At 33.1% G+C, this 17619-nt stretch carries 25 protein-coding genes and 1 pseudogene; 24 read left to right on the plus strand and 2 right to left on the minus strand.

Going from position 1 to position 17619, the window contains the following annotated elements:
* Positions 1-6 precede the first annotated feature (6 nt).
* The 4 genes from hflX (at position 7) to glnA (ending at position 4489) form a co-directional block, all read left to right on the plus strand.
* Positions 7-1287: a GTPase HflX gene (gene hflX, locus Q5Y73_RS07705; protein WP_305991277.1), complete on the plus strand. Its 1281-nt coding sequence runs from the start codon at positions 7-9 to the stop codon at positions 1285-1287.
* A 5-nt stretch (positions 1288-1292) separates the two neighbouring features.
* Positions 1293-2543, plus strand: a complete 1251-nt coding sequence (locus tag Q5Y73_RS07710; RefSeq protein ID WP_305991278.1) for a methionine gamma-lyase family protein — start codon at positions 1293-1295, stop codon at positions 2541-2543.
* A gap of 177 nt (positions 2544-2720) precedes the next feature.
* Positions 2721-3128, plus strand: coding sequence for a MerR family transcriptional regulator (locus tag Q5Y73_RS07715; RefSeq protein WP_160647744.1), 408 nt, complete (start codon positions 2721-2723; stop codon positions 3126-3128).
* Between the two features lie 32 nt (positions 3129-3160).
* The gene (gene glnA, locus Q5Y73_RS07720) at positions 3161-4489 is read left to right on the plus strand and encodes a type I glutamate--ammonia ligase (RefSeq protein WP_305991279.1); all 1329 of its coding nucleotides are present in this window, start codon (positions 3161-3163) and stop codon (positions 4487-4489) included.
* Positions 4490-4602: 113 nt separating this feature from the next.
* Here the strand turns inward: glnA and Q5Y73_RS07725 are convergent.
* Positions 4603-5735 (minus strand): annotated as a pseudogene (locus Q5Y73_RS07725) (site-specific integrase).
* Positions 5736-5765: 30 nt separating this feature from the next.
* Positions 5766-6380, minus strand: coding sequence for a helix-turn-helix domain-containing protein (locus tag Q5Y73_RS07730; protein WP_305991281.1), 615 nt, complete (start codon positions 6378-6380; stop codon positions 5766-5768).
* A 233-nt stretch (positions 6381-6613) separates the two neighbouring features.
* On the opposite strand from Q5Y73_RS07730, the gene Q5Y73_RS07735 reads away from it, so the two are divergent.
* The 20 genes from Q5Y73_RS07735 to Q5Y73_RS07825 all read left to right on the plus strand — a co-directional run bounded on the left by Q5Y73_RS07735 (position 6614) and on the right by Q5Y73_RS07825 (position 17576).
* Complete coding sequence (locus Q5Y73_RS07735; RefSeq protein ID WP_305991282.1) at positions 6614-6892, plus strand: helix-turn-helix domain-containing protein; 279 nt, start codon at positions 6614-6616, stop codon at positions 6890-6892.
* The gene (locus Q5Y73_RS07740) at positions 6870-7133 is read left to right on the plus strand and encodes a group-specific protein (protein WP_305991283.1); all 264 of its coding nucleotides are present in this window, start codon (positions 6870-6872) and stop codon (positions 7131-7133) included. The genes Q5Y73_RS07735 and Q5Y73_RS07740 overlap by 23 nt, the downstream gene beginning before the upstream one ends.
* A gap of 19 nt (positions 7134-7152) precedes the next feature.
* Positions 7153-7341 (plus strand): helix-turn-helix domain-containing protein, encoded by a 189-nt coding sequence (locus tag Q5Y73_RS24800; protein ID WP_371320172.1) that lies wholly within the window; start codon positions 7153-7155, stop codon positions 7339-7341.
* 27 nt (positions 7342-7368) lie between these two features.
* A complete protein-coding gene (locus tag Q5Y73_RS07745; RefSeq protein ID WP_305991284.1) occupies positions 7369-8073 on the plus strand; it encodes a Rha family transcriptional regulator in 705 nt (234 codons plus the stop codon).
* Entirely contained in the window at positions 8070-8234 is a 165-nt protein-coding gene (locus tag Q5Y73_RS07750) for a hypothetical protein (protein WP_305991285.1), read from the plus strand. The genes Q5Y73_RS07745 and Q5Y73_RS07750 overlap by 4 nt, the downstream gene beginning before the upstream one ends.
* 13 nt (positions 8235-8247) lie before the next feature.
* A complete protein-coding gene (locus Q5Y73_RS07755) occupies positions 8248-8403 on the plus strand; it encodes a hypothetical protein (RefSeq protein WP_305991286.1) in 156 nt (51 codons plus the stop codon).
* An 18-nt stretch (positions 8404-8421) separates the two neighbouring features.
* Positions 8422-8613, plus strand: coding sequence for a hypothetical protein (locus Q5Y73_RS07760; protein WP_305991287.1), 192 nt, complete (start codon positions 8422-8424; stop codon positions 8611-8613).
* Entirely contained in the window at positions 8604-8987 is a 384-nt protein-coding gene (locus tag Q5Y73_RS07765; RefSeq protein ID WP_305991288.1) for a hypothetical protein, read from the plus strand. Before Q5Y73_RS07760 ends, Q5Y73_RS07765 begins: the two co-directional genes overlap by 10 nt.
* Positions 8988-9055: 68 nt before the next feature.
* Positions 9056-9559 carry a RecT family recombinase gene (locus Q5Y73_RS07770; protein ID WP_305991289.1) on the plus strand — a complete coding sequence of 168 codons (504 nt, stop codon included), beginning with the start codon at positions 9056-9058 and terminating at the stop codon, positions 9557-9559.
* Positions 9560-9611: 52 nt separating this feature from the next.
* Positions 9612-9836 carry a hypothetical protein gene (locus tag Q5Y73_RS07775; protein ID WP_305991290.1) on the plus strand — a complete coding sequence of 75 codons (225 nt, stop codon included), beginning with the start codon at positions 9612-9614 and terminating at the stop codon, positions 9834-9836.
* On the plus strand, positions 9836-10105 hold the full coding sequence (locus Q5Y73_RS07780) for a hypothetical protein (protein WP_305991291.1): 270 nt from the start codon (positions 9836-9838) through the stop codon (positions 10103-10105). Before Q5Y73_RS07775 ends, Q5Y73_RS07780 begins: the two co-directional genes overlap by 1 nt.
* The gene (locus tag Q5Y73_RS07785) at positions 10102-10515 is read left to right on the plus strand and encodes a RusA family crossover junction endodeoxyribonuclease (RefSeq protein ID WP_305991292.1); all 414 of its coding nucleotides are present in this window, start codon (positions 10102-10104) and stop codon (positions 10513-10515) included. Before Q5Y73_RS07780 ends, Q5Y73_RS07785 begins: the two co-directional genes overlap by 4 nt.
* Complete coding sequence (locus Q5Y73_RS07790) at positions 10516-11166, plus strand: 2-methylcitrate dehydratase (protein WP_305991293.1); 651 nt, start codon at positions 10516-10518, stop codon at positions 11164-11166.
* Between the two features lie 26 nt (positions 11167-11192).
* The gene (locus tag Q5Y73_RS07795) at positions 11193-11384 is read left to right on the plus strand and encodes a hypothetical protein (RefSeq protein ID WP_305991294.1); all 192 of its coding nucleotides are present in this window, start codon (positions 11193-11195) and stop codon (positions 11382-11384) included.
* A 393-nt stretch (positions 11385-11777) separates the two neighbouring features.
* Complete coding sequence (locus Q5Y73_RS07800; protein ID WP_305991295.1) at positions 11778-12257, plus strand: sigma factor-like helix-turn-helix DNA-binding protein; 480 nt, start codon at positions 11778-11780, stop codon at positions 12255-12257.
* Between the two features lie 156 nt (positions 12258-12413).
* A complete protein-coding gene (locus Q5Y73_RS07805) occupies positions 12414-13397 on the plus strand; it encodes a hypothetical protein (RefSeq protein WP_305991296.1) in 984 nt (327 codons plus the stop codon).
* Between the two features lie 122 nt (positions 13398-13519).
* The gene (locus Q5Y73_RS07810; RefSeq protein ID WP_305991297.1) at positions 13520-14596 is read left to right on the plus strand and encodes a hypothetical protein; all 1077 of its coding nucleotides are present in this window, start codon (positions 13520-13522) and stop codon (positions 14594-14596) included.
* A 206-nt stretch (positions 14597-14802) separates the two neighbouring features.
* Positions 14803-15264: a hypothetical protein gene (locus Q5Y73_RS07815; RefSeq protein ID WP_305991298.1), complete on the plus strand. Its 462-nt coding sequence runs from the start codon at positions 14803-14805 to the stop codon at positions 15262-15264.
* Between the two features lie 347 nt (positions 15265-15611).
* Complete coding sequence (locus Q5Y73_RS07820; protein WP_305991299.1) at positions 15612-16955, plus strand: S1 family peptidase; 1344 nt, start codon at positions 15612-15614, stop codon at positions 16953-16955.
* A gap of 78 nt (positions 16956-17033) precedes the next feature.
* A complete protein-coding gene (locus Q5Y73_RS07825) occupies positions 17034-17576 on the plus strand; it encodes a putative periplasmic lipoprotein (RefSeq protein ID WP_305991300.1) in 543 nt (180 codons plus the stop codon).
* Positions 17577-17619 lie beyond the last annotated feature (43 nt).

Below are 17619 nucleotides of genomic sequence, written 5' to 3' on the forward strand. Positions count from 1 at the left end.
TATTTAATGTCTACCCATCAAGTTAAGGATAAAGACCAAGAAAAAGTACTGTTAGTCAGTCTTATTCTCCAAGATGCTAAACAATTAAAACTAGAAGAGTATTCACTGAATGAATTAGTATTGCTTGCTGAAACAGCTGGACTACAAGTCCTTGATTCCATAAAACAGCATCGAAAAAATATTGATTCTAAATGGTTTATTGGTAAAGGTAAAGCAGAAGAAATTAAAGAAAAAGTGGCTGAGCTTGAAGTGGATACAGTTATTTTTAACCAAGAACTCTCAGGAGCTCAGGTTCGAAATTTAGAGTTATTCTTAGATGCTAAAATTATTGATCGAACCCAACTGATCCTAGATATTTTTGCTGGGCGTGCAAATACGAGGGAAGGTTATTTGCAAGTAGAATTAGCACAGCTAAGTTATTTGTTGCCGAGGTTATCTGGACATGGAAAAAACCTTTCCCGTTTGGGTGGGGGAATTGGCACAAGAGGTCCCGGTGAAACAAAATTAGAGATGAACCGAAGACATATTAGAGATCGAATTACTGATTTGAAAAAGAAGCTACAAGAGGTAACTCGACATAGAAACTTACATAGAATGAGAAGGAAAAAAACGAACCTTTATCATGTTGCCTTGGTAGGATACACGAATGCAGGAAAATCAACTTTGTTGAAACAATTAACTGGCGGAGCAAATATTTATGTAGAGAACCAGTTGTTTGCTACATTGGATCCAACACTGAGAACATTAAAATTACCTAGCGGTAAGGAAGTGGGACTAACGGATACAGTTGGTTTCATTCAAGATTTGCCGCATGATCTAGTTGCTGCTTTCAGTGCTACACTTGAAGAAGTACGTGAAGCTGACCTTATTTTACATGTTGTGGATAGTACCTCTGAACTGATTGAAGAGCAAATAAATGTTGTTGATGAAGTCCTACACAATTTAGGAGTACAAGGGAAAGAAACGATAATGGTTTATAATAAAAAAGATATATGTGATCGTCCTCAATCAAAAATGATTTTTCCTAACAATGAAGATCATTTATTTGTTTCGGCATTTGAAGATCATGATTTACAACAAATAAAACTTGCCATTCAAAATAAGTTGTTAGATGAACAAAGAACATTTACTATCCCAGTTAAAGAAGGAAAATTAATTTCTTTTATTAAAAAAGTAAGTGAAACTGTTGAAGAAAAGCTACATGAAGATAACATGAGTTTGACAGTTCGTATAAATGCACATGATGTTGAACTTATAAACAAAGAAATGAGAAAATTAGGAGAATAAGTGTAATGTTTATGTCAGAAGATTTACAACAACTAATAGATGAAGCAGAAAAGCAAATTGAATTTAAATTAAAAGAAGTGGATAAGAATATAGATTTTAATCAATGGAAAGTACTAGAAGTTTTTCGGAAACATAAAGTAAGTGATTATCATTTTAATGATTCTACAGGATATGGATATAATGATAGAGGGAGAGAGGTTCTAGATCAGGTATATGCAGAAGTTTTTGGTGCTGAAGCGGCAATTGTAAGACCTCATTTTGTTTCTGGTACACATACCCTCAACACTGCATTGTTTGGTGTCCTTAGACCTGGTGATCATTTATTATTTATTACTGGGAAACCCTACGACACATTACATAATGTAATAGGTAAAGCTGGTGATGGATTAGGGTCATTGCAAGATTATGGCATTCATTATGATGCCGTTGAACTTCAATCTGACGGTACAGTGGATTGGGAGCAAGTGAATGAAAAAATAAATAAGAATACAAAAGTAATAGGCATCCAAAGATCAAGAGGATATGAATGGCGATCTGCTTTTACAGTAAAAGAAATTAAAACAATGTCAGAGAAAGTTAAAAGTATAAAACCGGAACTGATCGTTTTTGTAGATAATTGTTATGGGGAATTTACGGAAAAGACTGAACCGACACAAGCAGGAGCGGATCTCATCGCAGGTTCATTAATAAAGAACCCTGGAGGGGGGATAGTTTCTACAGGGGGGTACATTGCAGGGAGAAAAGAATACGTTGAATTGGCATCCTACCGTTTAACAGCACCAGGAATTGGTGGAGAGGTAGGTGCTATGTTAGGAACTACACGAAGTATATACCAGGGGTTGTTTCTAGCCCCTCATTTTGTTGGACAGGCTTTAAAGGGGAGTATCTTTGCAGCATCCATGTTTGAAAAAATTGGCTTTACAACTCATCCCAATTGGAAGGATCGCAGGTCTGATTTAATTCAAGCTATTCAATTTGATCATAGTGATCAATTGATCTCCTTTGTTCAAAGCATTCAGAAAGCATCACCTGTAGATGCACATGTTGTGCCTGAGCCTTGGGATATGCCGGGTTATGATCACCCAGTGATTATGGGGGCAGGGACTTTCATACAAGGAGGAAGTTTAGAACTGTCAGCAGATGGACCTATTCGACAACCGTATATTGCTTACATGCAAGGTGGGCTAACCTATTCTCATTGTAAATATGCTGTGATAAATGCTGTAAGGGATATGTTATATTCAGTTAAGACGTGATTTAATGCTTTAAATCAGTATTTGATGTCATAAATAAGCTTCTTTTTCTTGAAAAATATTATATTTCTGAATTTTATGTCAACTTTATTGTGATAAAACATAACATTAACTTGACGTCTTTGGAGATCAGCGTTACAATTTAGGTAGATACTTTTTTAAATGGAAGGCGCTGATATAATGAGTGATGAGATTCGAAGAAATATGGCTTTGTTTCCTATCGGAATTGTAATGAAATTAACTGATTTAACGGCAAGGCAGATTCGCTATTATGAGCAACATGAACTGATTGTTCCAGCAAGAACAGCAGGGAATCAACGATTGTTCTCACTTAATGATGTAGAGCGACTTCTTGAAATTAAGTCATTAATTGAAAAAGGGGTAAACATAGCTGGAATCAAACAAGTGCTTCTACCTATAGAAAAAAATTCTGATGATGCAACAGTCATTAATGAACAAACTGAAGTGGCTAGAAAAGAATTAACAGATTCAGACTTGCACAAGTACTTAAAGAGGCAGTTAAGAACAAAACGTCCAGGTCAAGTTTCCTTGATCCAAGGTGAACTGTCTCGTTTTTATAATAAATAATCTTACACTAGTTGTTAAAAAGGAGAGATCATATGTCATTTACAAGAGAAGATATTATTCGAAGTGCGAAAGAGGAAAATGTTAGATTCATTAGACTTCAATTCACAGATTTGTTAGGAACCATTAAAAATGTTGAAATTCCCGTTAGTCAATTGGAGAAAGCGTTGGATAATAAAATGATGTTTGATGGTTCTTCCATCGAAGGATATGTTCGCATCGAGGAATCTGACATGTATTTATATCCTGATCTTGAAACATGGTTAATTTATCCTTGGTATGATGAAGATAAAATTGCAAGATTAATTTGTGATATCTACATGCCAGATGGTACTCCTTTTGCTGGCGATCCAAGAGCGATCTTAAAGCAAAATTTGAAAAAGGCAGAGGAATTAGGTTTTTCTTCAATGAAGGTTGGACCAGAACCGGAATTCTTCTTATTTAAAACAGATGAGAAGGGTAGTCCAACTTTGGAAGTAAACGACCAAGGTGGGTACTTTGACTTGGCGCCTACAGATCTAGGTGAAAATTGTCGTCGTGAGATTGTATTGACATTAGAGGAAATGGGCTTTGAAATTGAAGCTTCTCATCATGAGGTTGCACCAGGACAACATGAGATCGATTTTAAATATGCAAATGCTATAAAAGCTGCTGACCAAATTCAAACTTTCAAATTAGTTGTTAAAACGATAGCTAGAAAGCATAATTTACATGCGACTTTTATGCCTAAGCCATTATTTGGGGTAAACGGATCAGGTATGCATTGTCATCAATCTTTGTTTAAAGGGAAAGAAAACTCTTTTTATAATGAGAGCGACACGTTAGGTTTAAGCGTAACCGCTCGTCAATATATGGCAGGAATATTAAAACATGCCCGTGCTTTCACAGTTTTAACAAACCCAACTGTAAATTCATACAAACGTTTAGTTCCAGGTTACGAAGCACCAGTTTATGTAGCTTGGTCTGCAAGTAATCGTAGTCCAATGATTCGTGTCCCTGCTTCAAGAGGATTAAGTACTCGAATTGAAGTGCGCAGCCCAGATCCATCTGCAAATCCTTACTTAGCTTTGGCGGTAATGTTAAGAGCAGGTTTAGATGGAATTGAAAATAATCTTGAGCTTCCTGATCCAACAGATCGCAACATCTATGTGATGTCTGAGGAAGAACGAATTGAAAGTGGTATTCCAGTTTTGCCATACTCCTTGTCAGAAGCATTGGATAGCCTTTTAAATAATGAAATCATTTGTGAGGCTTTAGGAGATCATGCCTTAGAACACTTTATTGAATTAAAAGAAATAGAGTGGGATATGTACAGAACTCAAGTACATGCGTGGGAAAGAGATCAATACATGACTTCTTATTAATAGGTGGAACCCTTGATACCTTTGGTGTCGGGGGTTTTGTTTTTTTGGTCAATCAGATTATATTTATTTAGTTATTTATTTTGACCAAATAATGACCAAAAAAATTATTAACTTTACTCCAAAATCCCCCTAGTATAGTTTTCGAATTGTTTTAATGTATCTCGTTCGATTTTTTACTGATATGCGCATACACATCTGAAGTGATTTGAATACTACCATGTCCAAGCCGCTCTTGTATGTATTTCATAGTAGCACCAGATTCAAGTAATAATACTGCGTGAGTGTGTCTGAGAGAGTGTATAGGTAATTGAGGTAACTCAGCTTTCTTAAGGGTACGAGAGAAAGCGTTAAATAAACTGGACTTTGGAATGAAATTCCCATCATTACGACTTAGTACAAGATTTAAATCATGAAAATACATATCGTTTAAAGCTAATTTATTTTGATTTTGATACTTTTTATGGAAATGTAAATCATTAGTTAGAGTTTGACTTATTGAAATTGTTCTTTTAGAATTTGAGGTTTTTGTATCTCCGAACAATTCACTTGAATTTTTAGCTTGAAAATCTAACGTTTTACTAATATCGATTGTTCTTTCTTTTAAGTTTACATCTGTCCATTGTAATGCCGCTGCTTCACCTTTCCTCATACCAGTTTCTATCATGACTTTGAAAAATATCCAGTATATATAATCATATTTGTAGATTTCTTTTAAAAATATAGGTATATCTTTGGACTCCATATATTTAATTTCTTTATCTTTTTTCTCACCTTTAATTGTGACTCCAACACAAGGGTTATTTTTAATCTTACCAAGGGTAACTGCCTTATCATAAGCACTAGACATTGTGCCATGAATTATTTCTACAGTTCTTTTGCTATACCCCTTTTCAGTTAAATGATTTAAAAATTTTTGATAAGCAATAGGTTTTACATCATCAAGTAATATACTTTTAAAGTAAGGAATTATATGTTGAGTAACATTTCTTTCATGAATTTGAAATGTGTTTTTTCTTACAGTTCCATACTTATATTCAGTTAACCAAGTATTTAAATAAAGTTCTAAAGTAATGTCTGTTTGTTCAAATCCTTCTGATATATTACGTTCTTCATTTATGGCTGCTATTTGAGCTTCTTTTTTTGTTTTAAAGCCTGATTTAGATTTTAGTTTATGTTTTTGAGTGAATGGATCTTTATATGATATACGGTATTCCCATTTCTCTCCTCTTTTCCGAAATGTAGCCATTTAAAATTCATCCTACCTTTCACTTAACATTCAATTATTTTTTTTGTCGTTCCAAAACATAGCTTCCATCACCCTTAAAATTTTTATTTTCTCTTCCTTATCAAGAGGAACTCCATTAAACTTGATTTCTGTTTCATCATCTTCAAGGATTTCTTTGAAATCATGATGAGTATCCTTAGATAGTGAAGATTTGTTGCCCTCTAAACTTTCTTTTGCCTTCTCCAGAACATTAATAAATTCCTGAATAAACTCTTTGTCATAATGTTCTTCACATATTTCTAAGATATTAGAAGGAGTGTGTTCAAAATCTAAACTAATTTTCTTGTATAGATGTGTTGCTTCTTGTTGAATTGCATTTTTTGTGTCACTGTTAAATTGTCCATTATGTGACATCATCCTCAAAATAACCTTAAGTTCTTCGTAAAGTCGCTTGCATTCCATGTCATCATCTGTAGCACCTAATATAAAACTAGAACTAACTCCAAGCGCTTTTGCAATTGAAGTTAATGTTTCGACACTTGGATTATACCTATCACGCTCAACATCAGCTAAATATGACCTTGAAAGGTTAGCACGACCTGATAATTCTACTTGAGTGTATCCACGCTCTTTACGAATTTTCTTAATATTACTTCCTATCGACACTTTATTTACACCTTCTTCTCTTGTCGGCATATCCGACATTTGTTTCTATTATACAGATGAGATGTCGGTTTTACAAGTCGCTAAATGACGGAAATACAAGTAATTATTAGGAAAAAGACGAAAATACAAGTATTAAGGTGCTAATATCTACAAAATTCTCAATTTTACCTCTAATTCCTATTTTACATAATGTCGTGAATACTGTACATTCTAAATAAGGGAGGTGATAATATATGAACAAAAAAAAGATTGGAGCAATGATTCAAAAATATCGTAAAGAACAGCAGCTTAAACAACATGAATTATCCACTACTACAGGGTTATCAAGAAATTATATATCAGATATTGAAAATGGTAGATATGCTCCTAGCGTAGATGCATTGTTGAAGTTGGCAACTGCATTGGATGTTGATTTAAACATGTTAAAGATGACGGAAATACAAGATAAAAAATATTTGGCAGAAGAAGAAAGTAAGGTGGTGATAGATAATGTTATCTGTTCAAGTAGATGAAAAGGAAGTGAGAAAACTATGTAAGCAAAAAATTGTTGAACTCATTAAAGAAGTCGATGCAGAATACGTTTTTTGGGATACTGCTGAATTAAAACGACGTACCTGTATGAGTTGGAGCAGTATACAAGATACGTTTTTCTTTGATCCAAGATTCATCAAAAGGAAGGTGGGTCAAAAGTGGTATTTCCCCGCAAGAGCAACAAGAAAATTTCTTGAAACATGGTTAGAGGAACAACCGTAATTTTTTTACTCTCTAAACTATGAAAACATACACAGGTGTATCAAATAAATTGCTTTATCGGATGTGTAAAAAAGGAGAAATACCACATATAAGACTTGGTGATAAAGATTCACAAAAACCAAGAATAATATTTAGAAAAAGTACTCTAGATAAGTGGATGTGGGAACAAGAGAGATTGAACTATAAAGAGAGTGATGAAGTTGATTAGAAAACTTTATTAGAGGAAGGTGAAACAATGAATAAATTAAACATTATCCATCGAGACGGAAAATTATTAGCGGATAGTCGAAAAGTAGCAAAGTTAATAAATACACGTCATTCAGATTTACTTGGAAAGATCGATACTTACATTAAACATTTAACCAACGGAAAATTCCGTTCGTTAGATTACTTCCTACCAAGTACTTATGAAGATGAAAAAGGGCAGGAAAGACGTTGCTTCTTAATTACAAAAAGAGGTTGCGAAATGATTGCAAACAAACTTACAGGGGAAAAGGGAGTTCATTTTACAGCAGCATATGTTGAGAAGTTTGAAGAAATGGAAAATTATCTTCAAAACAACAAACCAACATTAACAGAAAGTCAGGCAATGGCAGCAGTATTAAGAAACACTGCTGATATGATGGACAAGCTACCAAAGATGGAACAAAAGTTTGATCAAAAAATAGAAACTATTGATCAGAAGATTGAAGCTCAAATTACACTTACACAATATGAACAAATGAAACTAAGAAGAAAGGTAGCGAGTAGGGTAACTGACTTTTCTAATGATAAAGATGAACGAAAATATTTGTTCCCCGAACTATACAGAGAAATCTATGATCGTTGGGGAGTGCCATCATACAGGGATGTATTAAGAAAAGATTTAAAAATAGTTATGAAATTCATTGAGGGTTGGGTTCCTAAAAGGAGAGATGAAGAGAAAGGAGAGATAGCATGAAACGTTCATACCACATATATGAATGCCATGCTTGCATTGTAGTCTTTGGAGTAGAGCAAGCATTTGAAGATCAGTGTAATGTATATTGTCCAGTCTGTGGAACTGATACACACATGAATGGTCTTGGTGAAGGGGAAATGGAAGAAAGTGAGATTAAATGAGAGGAGAGATAGCATGAATAATAAATATGAAATTAATGAAGAAGTAATCAAACCAATTCAAGGAAGCATTCGGAGGGCACATGAGATTACTGAGTATGCAAAACAGAAAAAATGGACAGCGCAAGAATTAAAAGCAGCTATTGTGATATTATCCACATTCAAATTTTAGTTGAAAGGGGTGAGCAATATGAATTTAGATAGATTTTCACAAAGTTATGAAACGCCAGTTATTGAAACAGTAGATGACATAAATAATTGTGGGTGTGGTAAACAAGCTGAATGGTTAGTTTATGAAGATAAACAACCTCATTGCTCTGAATGTTTTAGAGAAGCAACTGAGTGCGGTGAAATGGTGGAGGTGCAATACTTATGTGCGTAATCTGTATGAATAATATGGTGGCAGACACTTTAAAACAAATCAGTAAACAGTTAGTTGCTCAAATAGATGAATACATTCAGAGTTATCCATCAGAACCAAAAATATTATTGATGGAAATAGACGATAACAAAGAATTATGGATGTTAAACAATGGATGGAAAAGCATGAGTTTTGAATATGAACATGTTGAATTTAGTTTCTTGCAATTATGTAATTTTATCGAATTATTACATGGAGTTGAAGCAGAAAAGAAGTTTGTTGCTGAGATCACAGAGGAAGTAAGAAAGATAACTGAGGGTAGAGTTAAAGTGTTTGTCTATCAATGTATGGAAGACGAAAAAGAAATAGCGAGCTGCGCCAACAGCATCGCCTAACTTAAAAATAAAATGTTGAACCCATAGTAACAGATAGTTTTCAAATTGTAAATATCAGGAGGTTAAAAATGTCAAATAATCAATTGGAAATCATTCATTCTAAATTAGATTCATTACTTGAGCCAAAACAGGAAGCAATGCCAACAAACTTTAATAAAACAAGGTTTTTGCAGAACTGTATGGTTGTTTTGCAGGACACGAAAGACATTGAAAAGTGTGACGCTCAAAGCGTTGCACGAACAATGTTGAAAGGTGCTTTTCTTGGTTTAGATTTTTTCAATAAAGAATGTTATGCAATCACTTATGCGGGTAAAGTCCAGTTTCAGACTGATTACAAAGGTGAGAAGAAACTTGCTAAAAAGTACAGTGTACGTCCAGTTATAGATATATATGCGAAGCTAATTCAAGATGGTGACGAACTCGAAGAAGAAATTAAGGACGGAAAACAAGTTATTAACTTTAAACCTTTGACGCTTAATGATGGAGAGATCAAAGGCGCTTTAGCTGTTGCTCTATTTGAAGATAACGGAATGATTTATGAAGTTATGACAACGGCGGAAATTGAAGATTGAAGATACACGTAAAAACTATTCAAAACAAGCATGTGGAAGGGGAGTGTCTTAAATGCCATATATCGCTTGTGAAGAAATGAATTTCTATTGGGATAAAAAAGAAGTCACAGAGTTTGAACATATGTGGAAACAAGGATTATGTATTACAGATATTGCAAAAGCATTTAAAAGACATCCAAATGATGTTGTATTACTGGTTCTTGATCGCAGGAAGAAACAGAAGATTCAGCCACGTAAAGGTGGGTTGCAAGGAAATAGTATGAGAGGGGTAAGTTGATGAAAATTGAAGGACTAGGTGAAGTGGTGGATGGTCAAAGGACATTTATAGTCTTTGCGACGGATAAAGAACTAAGGTTGCTGACCGAGAAGCATAATGATTATAGCAAATCGTTGAATATCGGTGATGAAATCAACATTCATGAAAAATATGAAAAAGTAAGGGAACTCCATCAGACAGCAAACAAAGTGATTAACCATATAGACAAACTTCGGAATGTGATTATAGATACTGATTTAGTCGATGTGGAAAGGGGTGATTCGGAATGATTAAATTTACTGTATTAGGGGAACCAGTCGCACAAGGTAGACCAAGAGCTTCAGCAAAAGGTGGATTTGTTAGAATGTATGACCCTAAAAAATCAAGGGATTTCAAAGACTATGTAAAGTTAGCTGCTTCGGAACATGCACCCGAAAAGTTACTAGAGGGCGCACTTCATATGAAAGTTAAAGTATATAAACCTAGTCTCAAAAGCTTTAGTAAAAAGAAGAAATTACAGGCTGAAAACGGTGAATTAAGACCATTAACTAAACCTGATGTAGATAACTATGTTAAGGGAATAAAAGACGCACTAAATAAAGTGATATGGAATGATGATAGCCAAGTGATTGAGCTTGAAGTTAGTAAGTGGTACAGCGAAAAACCAAGAGTTGAAATTGAAATTAAGGAGGCAATTTAAATGAGTTACATTCATTTCAAACCAGTAGTAAAAAAAGTAAATGTTAAACCGGGTGGAGTTCAAGAAATTGTATTAGAGGTAACAGATGATGGACTGAAAGGGCAATTAGAATCTCTTTGTGGAATGGTAGACCAAAAGGTGGAGGTATCTTTAAACTCGCAAATTATCACTTACAAGGTAACGATTGATGCAAGTACAAATAAACCAGTGACGGAGTACACAGTCGATGAAAATGGAGAAATTAAAGAAGTAGAAAAAGGTGAACAAACACAGCTTGATTTAGGTATACCACCAGAGAAGAATAAAACCAAGGAAGAGAAGAAGGAAGCAGATAAAGATGTTATAGATGAATTTATTATGAGTGGATTAGCACCTAAACATGATGAATATGATTTTGAATCTTTAATCAAAAGACTTCACGAAGGCGAAACCTATATGAAACTAGCAAATGAATTGGAATTATCCTCTGGAAAGATAGTCGAGATTATAGATGAATATAGAAAGTCTGTAGCTCCACATGCAACAAAATGGGACGAATGGAGACAGTCCAAAGGTGAAACAGATGAACCAACAGCAGAGGAAAAAGAAGAGACAGAAGAACAGGCAGAGGAAACGGATACTAAAGATGATAAAGAAGATGGGGCGGCGTAAGCTGCTCCTTATAGGAGGTAGTGATCATGGGATGTAATTACCCTAAATGCAATGAAAAATCATCTAAAAGATGTACGTTAGTACATTTATGTCAACAACATTATGAAATGATAGATAAAGAAACCAATGATTATTATCGTCCTACACAAGAAATGAAATATGAAGAGAGAAAACACTTCAATCAAATTAAACATTTAATTCCTTGGAGAGCGAGTTAATTTGTGAGTTTTAAATAATAGGAGGGTAAGAACAATGGAAGTTAAACGAAATTATTTCTTTTTGAACTTCTCATAAAAGAGATAAATAACAAGACATATTGCAAGCAAGGTAAAAGTCGGAGCGAATCCAATAATATTACCTATAATCTCCAATGTGAGTTGAAAAATAAAAAGACATAGCGCAAGAAGTAAGGCTTTTTTGGGATTGAATGGTTTATTGAAAAAAAAATGAGCAGCTCCATATATGACGCTAAATTTTAAGTAGTAAATAACATCCGCTATGTCCATAAGTTTCCCCTTAATATCATTATTTGTTTAATGATAAGTGAAGGTTTAACAATGGGACAAGCGTTAAATAATGGGAGATTAACAAAAGAATAAGAAGGTGAGGGAATGGAACAACTACTAAAACAGTATAAAGATACTAGAAGGTCATTAACTCAGCTAAAAGATAAAACGACTAAAAAACATGAACGTGAAATCATAGGCAGCATGATATCAGATTGTGAATATGTCATAAGGTGGATAGAGAAGGGTGGAGAACCCGGGACAGTCCGAGGGATAGAAAGAAGGTCAGTATATCAAAATACAAAGGTTTGGGATCCGTTGTGGATGCAATCATTTGTTTCTCCTGAATCACATGGAGGGTTTACAAAGATAACTGATTTTGAACGGTTTCAGATAGAGGATGCTTTATCAACTCTTTCAGATAGAGAAAGACAATGCTTTACACTACACTATGGATTGTGCTTCAGCATGAGTCAGATAGCAAATGAATTAGCAGTGACTAAAGCTTCAGTGCAAGAATATTTAGATCGTGCTGATAAAAAAATAAATGATTCTAAGTCTAACAGTCTATTCCTTGTGGGGTAGGCTGTTTTATTAATTATTGTTATAGCTAACTATCATAAAATTCTGAATATTTTAATTTATTTATTCGACAATATACGACAATTTTTTCTATATACAGGTAAATGGTGGGGTTATATACTAAAACAAACAATCAACGTAGGAGGAGAGAAAGAAAAAATGAAAAATAAGTATTTTAAATTCATTCTAATTGCTGTAATTTTTTCATTGGTTTTGAGTTCTTCTTTCATATTCGCAAATGAAAACGAAGAACCAAACCAAGAGCAGATCATTGAAAATGATCAAAGTGAAGAAAAAGAAAAGAAAGACAAAAAGGATAAGGTAAAAGTTAAATTACCAAATAATAAATATAAGTGGGAAAAATGGCCTGAAATCTTTTCTATAGAAGATTCTTTCCCAGGATCTGATCCAGAAGAAGCACTTAGACAGTTTGAAGAACTTCAAGCTGAAACAGAATCTTACAAAAATTTATTAGGTTTTAATGGGAACTATTACACTGGATTAATCGAAGGTGATTCTATTGTTCTTCTTGAAGATACTGTTAATGTATCGACTAAGGGTAATTGGTCTGTAATGGGATTAGTTAGAAATGAAACAACTGAATTGGTTGAAAGCATTGAAGTAGAAGCACAGTTAATTGCTGAAAGTGGAGAAGTATTGACTACTATTTCAGAAAAAGCATTAGTTGATTCGATACGTCCTGGTGAACCAACACCATTTGTTCTTGAATCAGAAGTAGGTGTTAACGATGTTAGTTCTATTATCTGGGATGTAAAAGAAACAAAAAAAAATAAAAAATTATATAGAGACTTCGAGGTTTCAACTACATATGAGATACCGTATGGACCATTAGAGTATAAAGGAACTGAACGCAATGATGGAGGTTTAAGTTATGGGTTAGGGACATCTTTTACAAATGAATCAGGAGAAAAAATTAAAATTGTAGAGTTAACAGTAGCATGGAATGATGAGAACGGTAAAATAGTATGGTTAGAGAATTCTTACTTTGATTTAAAATTTCACAAAGATGGATTAGATAGTGGATTTGCTGCGCATTTTGAAGATATTGTTGTAACTAATCCTGATATTGCACCATTATTAAGCGAATATCAATACAATTTGTGGGTAGTTGGAGAAAAATAAGATTTGATGTTTTGATTTACAAACATTGCAAATAATGAGTATTCCTGTTTACTGAGCAGTTGATAAATGATACGCTTGAATCACAAGAAGCATTTAACTCCTCATTTAACGATGCTACTAAAATGGATTTTGTAAATGGAAAAATTGGTAGGGATTATGCAATAAAGTTTCCAAACTTATCATATCGAGATGCCTTTGAAGAATCATTAAAAATTTCACAGGATGATAAAGTAGAAATAATAGAATTAGTTACAAATATTAATCAAGTTAATTCTGATGTAGAGAATCTAGCATATTTGTATAATAAAGATGCAATAGGATATGAACCAGTTGCTAGTTTTGGATTAGAACCTTTTGTAGATGTATTATATGCAGCGGAAATAGCACTTGATAAATACAATATTCCTAGCAGTGAATTAAACAAATATGAATTAGCAACATTAGCTATAGTTGTTACGTATTATGAAGCTGGAAATGAAAACAGTGATGATGCTCCATCACCTATGGCAGTTAGTAGGGGCGATGGTAATAATGCAGCATTATGGTCATTTAATGATTATTCAACAAGTAACCCATATGTAAGAGCTCATTGGAATCCAGGAATTGGTCTATGGCAAATTGACGATTTCAGTTGGGCTGGTGAAAGTGCTACACATGAAAGAATTAACACTGAAACCTCTGCTACAATTGCAGTTGATAGATTAGCGGCAAATTGGTATAAAGTTGATGGTACATTTGATTACAATAGAGAATATGCTTGGAAAGACTGGTATGGTTGTAAAAATACAACATGGGCAATCAATCTACCTAGGTGCGAAAACTTATTTGATGATTTATATAATGAAAATCAAATTAATATATCCCTTGATCCTACAGTATCAAGAACTGGAGGAATGATATCAGATAGTAGTTGTAAAGTTGGAGAAACAATTAATTATTATGAATCTGTTCCATGTTATTATGTAGATATGGAAAATATTGAAGGTTCTACTGTGGGTTATACGAATGATAATGGTGGTGGGAATCAAAACCCTAAACCATTACCATTTTATAACTTTACATTAAGCTATTATGAATACCGTTCATGGTTAAAATATGAAACAGGATACAATATAGATATTGATGCAATTAGAATATTAGGAGAAAATTCTCGAGAAGGTTTGGAGTGGAGAGATGATAGTCTATTTCTCTCAAGATAGATTAATATAATATATTCACTTAAAAGAGTCCCAAAAGGGGCTCTTTTTGTCATACGTTTGCCACTATATAGTGAGAGGATAAAAACAAAAGGGCGCTGATAAACAACGCTCTTTTTTATATTCCAGCCCATAGATAAGAGTCCAAGCAATTTCATTAGATTGTTCATAAGATATAGGGATAAATTAATGAGTTGGGAGGTAAGGTTATGGGATTAAAAGAAGAACCTTTTGTTGTGGTTCAAAGTTTTTCAATCGAAGATCCTTATAATATATTTAATCCAGAGCCAAATTTGATAATTCTTGATCCAAATGATCCAACAGAAGTGCTTTGCATTGATGTTTGCATCAACCAACCAGATAAAACACAAGTTTCTATTGATTCGATGACACAAATTGCAGTACGAGCTGGTTCGTTTATTGTGGATTTTGAAGTGCTTTATGAAATCGTAGCTAATGACACTGTAATTGCAAGAATCAATGATGAAATGAGTTACCAATCTGCTATTGATATTGGGAGACATACAAACTTTCCTAACTTTTCTGTAGTAGATAAGAATCCAAGAGCAGGAAACAATACGTATAAACTTATATGTACTAATTTAGCGGGAGATCCTTCTTCTATATTAGCTGCTTCCCGAAGTCTAAAAGCCACAGTAATACCATTATAGAACTAAAGTTTAAAAATATAATTATATGATTAAATGGATAACAGAAAGGACGTAGAAATACGTCTTTTTTTGTTGGGAAAATATCATCCACTTATGCTAGGGGAGGGAAGCAGGATGAAAAACAAGTAAATAAACAGCACTTGTGTGGAATATGCCACAAGGGAAAATTGTTTTTTTGAGTGTAGGAGAAACAACGAGCAATTTATTTTTTTAAATGCTAAATATAATATATTTTCAAAAAAATATATAATACGACATGAGTCGACAACATATGCTAGCTTTTATCTTATAATAGTTTTAGTTGATCAACTAGAAAAATAAAAATTGAAAGGTTGGTAGGAGTTTATATGATTAAAAGTCATAATTTTAAATTAGTATTCTATATTTTATTAGTAATGGCAATAACAATAAGTATCGTATTTCCATATTCTTATGGAAATCAAGATGTTTTTGCAGCTCAAGATAATGTTGAAAAAGAGATTGAGAAAAATATTAAATTTAGAGAAAAGATTGGTTTGAATAGTAACTATGAATATGTCGAATCTTTAGTAAAAAACAAGTTAGAGCATAAAGAAAAATTTAGTTATATATTTTCAGATGACGAATACAATTCTATAAATGATAGATTTGCAATGCAATCTGACGATATTCCTAAAATTCAGGAGTATATTGAAGAGAACTTAAAAGATGTATATGGTGGCTTGTATATCGATCAAAAGGATAAAGGAATAATAAATATAGGTTTTACCAAGGATATAACTTCAGATAAAAAAAAGGAAATAAAAGAGCTATACGGAGATTCTAATAAAATCAAATTTTATAAAACTGAATTGACTGAAGAAAGAAGTCTTTCATTAATTGAGGAAATTATTTCATATAAATCATATTTTGAAAATGAAGGGATTGATATAGTTTCAATCTCAAATGATTTAAAAAGTGGGAAAATTATTATTGGGATAAAAAATTTAGAGGATAATAAAACCTTAAAAATATTTGAGATATTTGATAAGAAATATTTAAAAGTTATTGAAGATAATGAGGAAAAATTAGGTGAAGTTACTTCCAAGTCTAAATTGAGACCAATACCAGGAGGAGCATTTATTCAAACTTCAGGAGCTCAAGGATGCACAGTAGGTTTTTCAGCTTTTGATAGAACTGACAGTAAAATGAAGTTGGTTACCGCTGGTCATTGTTTTTTAGAGTCTGGCACAACAGGTAGTTGGTATCAAGGAGGAACCACAAGTACATATAAAATTGGTACTTATTCTGATCACAATATTGATGGTAAGGCAGATGCCGGTCTAATTACTTTAACAGAGAATAATTTGACTTACTGGGTATATGGAAACGGTGATACAGAATATATAAACTTATTAGGTATAGAGAGTGAATATATAGTAGGTGGAGTAGCATGTATAAGCGCTGGGAATTCTAATGATATATCTTGTGGTACAATTATAAATGCTAATAAAACAGTAGATTTTGTTACTTCTGGAGTTTCTTATACAATAAGTGATATGGCACAAACTAATTATACGGCTGTATATGGAGATAGCGGAGGTACAATTTTTGATTGGGATAAAGATCTTTTAGGAATTCACTCTGGAGGACAATCCGCTGAATATTTTACAAAAGCTAGAAATGTTTTAGCGGAATTTAACTTAAATTTAATTTTTGGTGGTCCTAAATAACAGTAAAATAATAATGATTAAGTGCCCCTCCACAAGATAAGATATAGGGGCACTTTAAATTGAGGTGGTGAGGAATTTGTGAGATCTTATTTGTTTACTTTATTTATTCTAGTGGCTTTAATACTTTCTGGGTGTTCTGAAGATAATATTGATCCCCAAATTAAGAATAAGAGCATATCTTCATCTAACCTAGATTTGAAAATTAATACTCCTACTGTCGTAAAAAAGAAAAATTCTTTTATAATAAAGACATCATTACTATACAATGGTAGTGAAGAAATCGAATTATTTAGTGGAGACCCGATTATTCGAGTGTACATCTATGATGAAAAAGGAATGGATGTTAGAGGGTTAGAATATAGTGACTTAGGAGTAAATAGAAAATTAAAACCTGGTGAAAGCATAGATATTAAAGAAGAGATTAGAATTAAAGATCCTGGTGAGTATGAAATAGTTATACAAACTACTGAGTTGGAAATAAATGGTCAACTCATTGATGGAATTGGATATGAGAAATATATAAAAGAATTAAAGAAAAATAAACCAAATGTACCAGATTGGTATGTGGAAGCACAAAAAAGTAAAATAATAATTGATGACTTAGTTTTAACAGTGAAATAAAATCTCATATATTTCAAGCACTCATAGTAGTGCTTTTTATTTT

It is taken from the genome of Chengkuizengella axinellae (genome assembly GCF_030730905.1).
Lineage (GTDB): Bacteria > Bacillota > Bacilli > Paenibacillales > KCTC-33759 > Chengkuizengella > Chengkuizengella axinellae.

Bases quoted from the DNA above. Each gene is read 5' to 3' on its own strand.
- hflX (WP_305991277.1), top strand. From the start codon at position 7: ATGTCTACCCATCAAGTTAAGGATAAAGACCAAGAAAAAGTACTGTTA.
- Q5Y73_RS07710 (WP_305991278.1), top strand. From the start codon at position 1,293: ATGTTTATGTCAGAAGATTTACAACAACTAATAGATGAAGCAGAAAAG.
- Q5Y73_RS07715 (WP_160647744.1), top strand. From the start codon at position 2,721: ATGAGTGATGAGATTCGAAGAAATATGGCTTTGTTTCCTATCGGAATT.
- glnA (WP_305991279.1), top strand. From the start codon at position 3,161: ATGTCATTTACAAGAGAAGATATTATTCGAAGTGCGAAAGAGGAAAAT.
- Q5Y73_RS07735 (WP_305991282.1), top strand. From the start codon at position 6,614: ATGAACAAAAAAAAGATTGGAGCAATGATTCAAAAATATCGTAAAGAA.
- Q5Y73_RS07740 (WP_305991283.1), top strand. From the start codon at position 6,870: ATGTTATCTGTTCAAGTAGATGAAAAGGAAGTGAGAAAACTATGTAAG.
- Q5Y73_RS24800 (WP_371320172.1), top strand. From the start codon at position 7,153: ATGAAAACATACACAGGTGTATCAAATAAATTGCTTTATCGGATGTGT.
- Q5Y73_RS07745 (WP_305991284.1), top strand. From the start codon at position 7,369: ATGAATAAATTAAACATTATCCATCGAGACGGAAAATTATTAGCGGAT.
- Q5Y73_RS07750 (WP_305991285.1), top strand. From the start codon at position 8,070: ATGAAACGTTCATACCACATATATGAATGCCATGCTTGCATTGTAGTC.
- Q5Y73_RS07755 (WP_305991286.1), top strand. From the start codon at position 8,248: ATGAATAATAAATATGAAATTAATGAAGAAGTAATCAAACCAATTCAA.
- Q5Y73_RS07760 (WP_305991287.1), top strand. From the start codon at position 8,422: ATGAATTTAGATAGATTTTCACAAAGTTATGAAACGCCAGTTATTGAA.
- Q5Y73_RS07765 (WP_305991288.1), top strand. From the start codon at position 8,604: ATGTGCGTAATCTGTATGAATAATATGGTGGCAGACACTTTAAAACAA.
- Q5Y73_RS07770 (WP_305991289.1), top strand. From the start codon at position 9,056: ATGTCAAATAATCAATTGGAAATCATTCATTCTAAATTAGATTCATTA.
- Q5Y73_RS07775 (WP_305991290.1), top strand. From the start codon at position 9,612: ATGCCATATATCGCTTGTGAAGAAATGAATTTCTATTGGGATAAAAAA.
- Q5Y73_RS07780 (WP_305991291.1), top strand. From the start codon at position 9,836: ATGAAAATTGAAGGACTAGGTGAAGTGGTGGATGGTCAAAGGACATTT.
- Q5Y73_RS07785 (WP_305991292.1), top strand. From the start codon at position 10,102: ATGATTAAATTTACTGTATTAGGGGAACCAGTCGCACAAGGTAGACCA.
- Q5Y73_RS07790 (WP_305991293.1), top strand. From the start codon at position 10,516: ATGAGTTACATTCATTTCAAACCAGTAGTAAAAAAAGTAAATGTTAAA.
- Q5Y73_RS07795 (WP_305991294.1), top strand. From the start codon at position 11,193: ATGGGATGTAATTACCCTAAATGCAATGAAAAATCATCTAAAAGATGT.
- Q5Y73_RS07800 (WP_305991295.1), top strand. From the start codon at position 11,778: ATGGAACAACTACTAAAACAGTATAAAGATACTAGAAGGTCATTAACT.
- Q5Y73_RS07805 (WP_305991296.1), top strand. From the start codon at position 12,414: ATGAAAAATAAGTATTTTAAATTCATTCTAATTGCTGTAATTTTTTCA.
- Q5Y73_RS07810 (WP_305991297.1), top strand. From the start codon at position 13,520: ATGGATTTTGTAAATGGAAAAATTGGTAGGGATTATGCAATAAAGTTT.
- Q5Y73_RS07815 (WP_305991298.1), top strand. From the start codon at position 14,803: ATGGGATTAAAAGAAGAACCTTTTGTTGTGGTTCAAAGTTTTTCAATC.
- Q5Y73_RS07820 (WP_305991299.1), top strand. From the start codon at position 15,612: ATGATTAAAAGTCATAATTTTAAATTAGTATTCTATATTTTATTAGTA.